Raw genomic sequence first — 3557 nt, 5'->3', positions numbered from 1 at the left:
CTGCCGCCTGGGTGGCGGCGAGGTGCGCATGCAGGTTGGCAAGGAGGTTCTCGTCTGCCTTGAAGGCGGCAAGGTCGTCCCCTGCCTTTGCCTTCGGTTTCTGTGCGGGTGTGTCGGGTACGGCCTCGTCTTCGACCTCGTCCTCGACCTCGTCCTCTTCGACCTCCTCTTTCTTCGCCGCCGGCGTCGATCCGACGCCGCCTGCCGCGAAGACGAAGGGGTTCTCCATCTCGTTCATCCGCTCCCTGATATCGATGAGGAGTTTCTTGACCGAGACTTTAACGAGGTCAACCTCACGCTCCAGGTTCGCAAGTTTGACCTCGGGGTCGTCAGCCGATGCGGCACCAAGGATCTGGTCAACCTGAGACTGATTTACCGTCATTCCACGTCACCATTCCCTTTTTCAGAGTTCGACCTCAAAAAAAAGGGGGATAGTAGATTCAAATCCTCACTCGAAGAGGAGGGTAACATTGTCGACCTGTGCCGGCACGTACCTCTTCAGCTGGAGGGTCGCACCGACCGCAGGCTTGAGGTCAAGGGAGAACTGGTCCCCGGAGACTGCTTTTGCAGAACTCGGGATCGAGACGTTAATGAGGAACTGTTCGCCCCTCTGCACGAGGGTGTCGTTGTTCCCGTTGAGGATCTGCTCGACAGACCAGTTTCCTTTACCCGGCGAGCCAAGGGTCACTTTACCGGTCTTTCTGTCCACAGAGCTGCTCCGGTTGACGATGGACTGTCCGCCCCAGTCGGTATAGGTCATCAGGACGTCTCCGAGATCATAGGCGCTGCCGCCGGCAGTCGTCGAGATAGTGAAGAGGACGTTCGTCAGATTTTTATGGGTGCTCTGGTTGCCAAGGCCGACGACATTGCCGACGATCTCGACACTCGAACTGGCCTGTGCCATACTGCTGTGGACGACTTCCTGGCTCTTCTGGGAGGTGAAGAAACCAGCGCCGAGCATCACATACGAGAAGACCGCAGCGACCACAACAAATGCTATGAGCACGATTGCGGCCTCAAGGCCGGTAAATGCTTCTTCATTTTTCATGAACTTCATCTTTCGTCACCTCAGTACACTTCGTAGTATATCCCTTTGTCAATCCGCGTGGGGGCGGTCCGTGCGAGGGACAGTGCGGCACCGACCGACGGCTTCACGTCGATGGTGAAGATCTGTCTCGGGTTGACGGTAACCACAGCTTTCGTATCACCCGTAAGCAGAGATTTGGACAGAGGGATATCAACTTTCACCAGTTCACCGGCCTCAAGGAGGCTGTCGGTGTCTGTACCGTTGTTGTACCAGGTGTACTTCACCTGCGTGCTGTTCAGCAACGCGAAGGCGTTGTCAGTGGTCACCGCATATGCAGTCCTGTTGAGGTCGACGGCTGTGCCACCGGAGGTCAACTGGAGGTAAAAGGTCGCATTGGCCAGCTTATCCTCATCACCTATCACGACAACGCTGCCCGCCAGATCGACCGACGAACTCGTCTGAGAAGTCGCCGTGTGGACGACTTCCTGGCTCTTCTGGGAGGTGAAGAAACCAGCGCCGAGCATCATGTATGAGAACACAGCGGCCACGACAACGAAGGCGATCAGGACGATCGCTGCTTCGAGACCGGTGAATGCCTCATCATTCATTCCGAATTTTCTCATAAACTTCACCCTGATTGATCAGTGAACGCTGGACCTTTCCAACATTCCTACATTATTGATTTGTGTATTTACATATATAGATTTTGTTTTCAGCCAGAAACGGATTTGTGGATTTATACCCTAAACACAGCATAATGAACGGAGATATACAAAAAAAGTATTATCGTCCCAGGAGTAGTATCTTCAGAAAGGTGATAAAATGGAACGGGCAGATCTCCTCAGTCTCGCCGCCGGGCTGGTCATTGTAATAGTCATCGCGCTTTTCATCAAGCCGATGATCGCGGCGGCCCCGATCAACCAGACGCTTCAGGGAAGCGATCCCGCGCAGGTGACGTTCACCCCGACACCCACACCCCTCATGCCAGGGTGGGACGGGAAGGTCCGGGATATCGGGTTTGTCGACCCGGCAACATACCATCTGAATATCTCGGACGAGCAGGTCAGGTGGAGAGAGACTCCCTCCGGCGATGCCGGGAAAGACACCATGGTCCCCTATGCCACGATCCGCGGCACAGGGAGCGGGACGACCGAGATCATCCATGTCCCGGTGCCGTACTGGGAGCTGCGCTATGATGCCGACCCGTACAACACCGAATTCGGGTACCTCAATGTCCAGGTGATGGACGCCGCGGACCCCAACAGGTTTGTCAGGATCGTCACCCTCCAGCGCGCAGACCTCGTCCCGGCAGAAAACGCAACCCGAGAGTGGAAAAACGAGAACTGGAAAGAGACCTTCTATGAGGGGCAGAGAGACTACTGGTTTGTGATCAACACCCGGTGCATCAGATCGTACACGCTCCAGGTCATGGTGCCGGAGAAGTACGTCCCCGGGAACCTCCAGTAACAGATCTTTTCCCGGAATATTCTTTTTTTCCTTTCCTGGAAGGGGCGCCACTTTTACGCCCCGGCACTATCGATAAAAGGGAGCGGGACCGGCGCAAAAGAATTCGACTCTGTAGATTTTCTGGTCGGGAGTGACGGCGGCGAGCGCGAGCGTCGGGATAGAGGCAGGATGGCAGTCCCCATCATCAAGACCTCCACGTCCATCTTTCTCAGGGATAATCGTAGGTGGGGGTCCGAGGGCTTAACCCCGGTAAGATGTAGGGGGAAGGCAGGGGGTCGGCGCTCGCCCCACGGGGCCAGAGAGATACATCGGCCGGAGTACAAAGGTTTACCATGAAAATCGCCGAGGTGGCTTTCAAAGAACCGCCTGAAACTTTTTTTTCATAGAGGTCATCCCAAAACTGATCAGAAACCTTTGTCATGTCGATGAAATTCCTCGCATTTGGTTCTGAAAAATCCTGTTCTGGTGCCTGTCCCGTGGGGTTTCACCCCCCGGTCCTCCCACCATTACGATAGGGGGGCGGATGGCAGACCCCTTCACGATCGAATCTACCCTTCCCGGGTTCTCTCCTGTTTTCGGGGGTCCGGGGGCGTCAGTCCCCCGGTGGAGAATGGGGGGAAGGCGGGGGTTCGCACCCTTCGCCAGAGAATCCGGGGGAACATCTACCCGAACATGAGATTTCTCCATAGCCAGATGAACATGAGTTTTGGGATAACCTCATGAACGATTACCATGGAAATGATCCAGACGTTCAATTCTGGAGTTATGGATGAGAATTTGAACACACAGATTTCTCTCACACCTGATATCCGGAGAACAAAACCGCCCTCAGAACGATCGGGCTCTCTGCCTTCCCGCCCCTATCTTCGTCCCGGGGATCCGGGGGCGCTGCCCCCGGCGTGAAGATGTGGGAAGGGGTGATGATCAGGCGTGCCGCCCCGACCGCAGAATCTTCACCGCCGTCTCGCACCGGGGGGCGTTGCCCCCCGGACCCCCCACGGATGAAGATAGCCGAGGGGCGGCAATTGAACAGTATCCTTCAGGTGCCCTGTTGCAAGGAGAG

The 3557-nt window shown here is 55.8% G+C and carries 3 protein-coding genes and 1 pseudogene; 1 reads left to right on the top strand and 3 read right to left on the bottom strand.

The features are described 5' to 3' along the window. The 3 genes and pseudogenes from PHP59_RS12025 to PHP59_RS12015 form a co-directional block, all read right to left on the bottom strand. Positions 1–382 (bottom strand): annotated as a pseudogene (locus PHP59_RS12025) (hypothetical protein); the annotation flags it as partial. A gap of 66 nt (positions 383–448) precedes the next feature. After that, entirely contained in the window at positions 449–1057 is a 609-nt protein-coding gene (locus PHP59_RS12020; protein ID WP_300167318.1) for an archaellin/type IV pilin N-terminal domain-containing protein, read from the bottom strand. Between the two features lie 11 nt (positions 1058–1068). Continuing rightward, positions 1069–1635 carry a flagellin gene (locus tag PHP59_RS12015; protein ID WP_300167316.1) on the bottom strand — a complete coding sequence of 189 codons (567 nt, stop codon included), beginning with the start codon at positions 1633–1635 and terminating at the stop codon, positions 1069–1071. A 214-nt stretch (positions 1636–1849) separates the two neighbouring features. Between PHP59_RS12015 and PHP59_RS12010 the strand changes: the two genes are divergently transcribed. Next, positions 1850–2494, top strand: a complete 645-nt coding sequence (locus tag PHP59_RS12010) for a hypothetical protein (RefSeq protein ID WP_300167314.1) — start codon at positions 1850–1852, stop codon at positions 2492–2494. Positions 2495–3557 lie beyond the last annotated feature (1063 nt).

Source organism: Methanofollis sp. (assembly GCF_028702905.1).
Taxonomy (GTDB): domain Archaea; phylum Halobacteriota; class Methanomicrobia; order Methanomicrobiales; family Methanofollaceae; genus Methanofollis.
Note: the sequence above shows the minus strand (reverse complement) of the source record. Positions and strands in the feature narration are given on the sequence as shown.

What these genes read in the sequence shown, in the direction of transcription:
- PHP59_RS12020 (WP_300167318.1), bottom strand. Translation starts at nt 1,057, where the DNA reads ATGAAGTTCATGAAAAATGAAGAAGCATTTACCGGCCTTGAGGCCGCA.
- PHP59_RS12015 (WP_300167316.1), bottom strand. Translation starts at nt 1,635, where the DNA reads ATGAATGATGAGGCATTCACCGGTCTCGAAGCAGCGATCGTCCTGATC.
- PHP59_RS12010 (WP_300167314.1), top strand. Translation starts at nt 1,850, where the DNA reads ATGGAACGGGCAGATCTCCTCAGTCTCGCCGCCGGGCTGGTCATTGTA.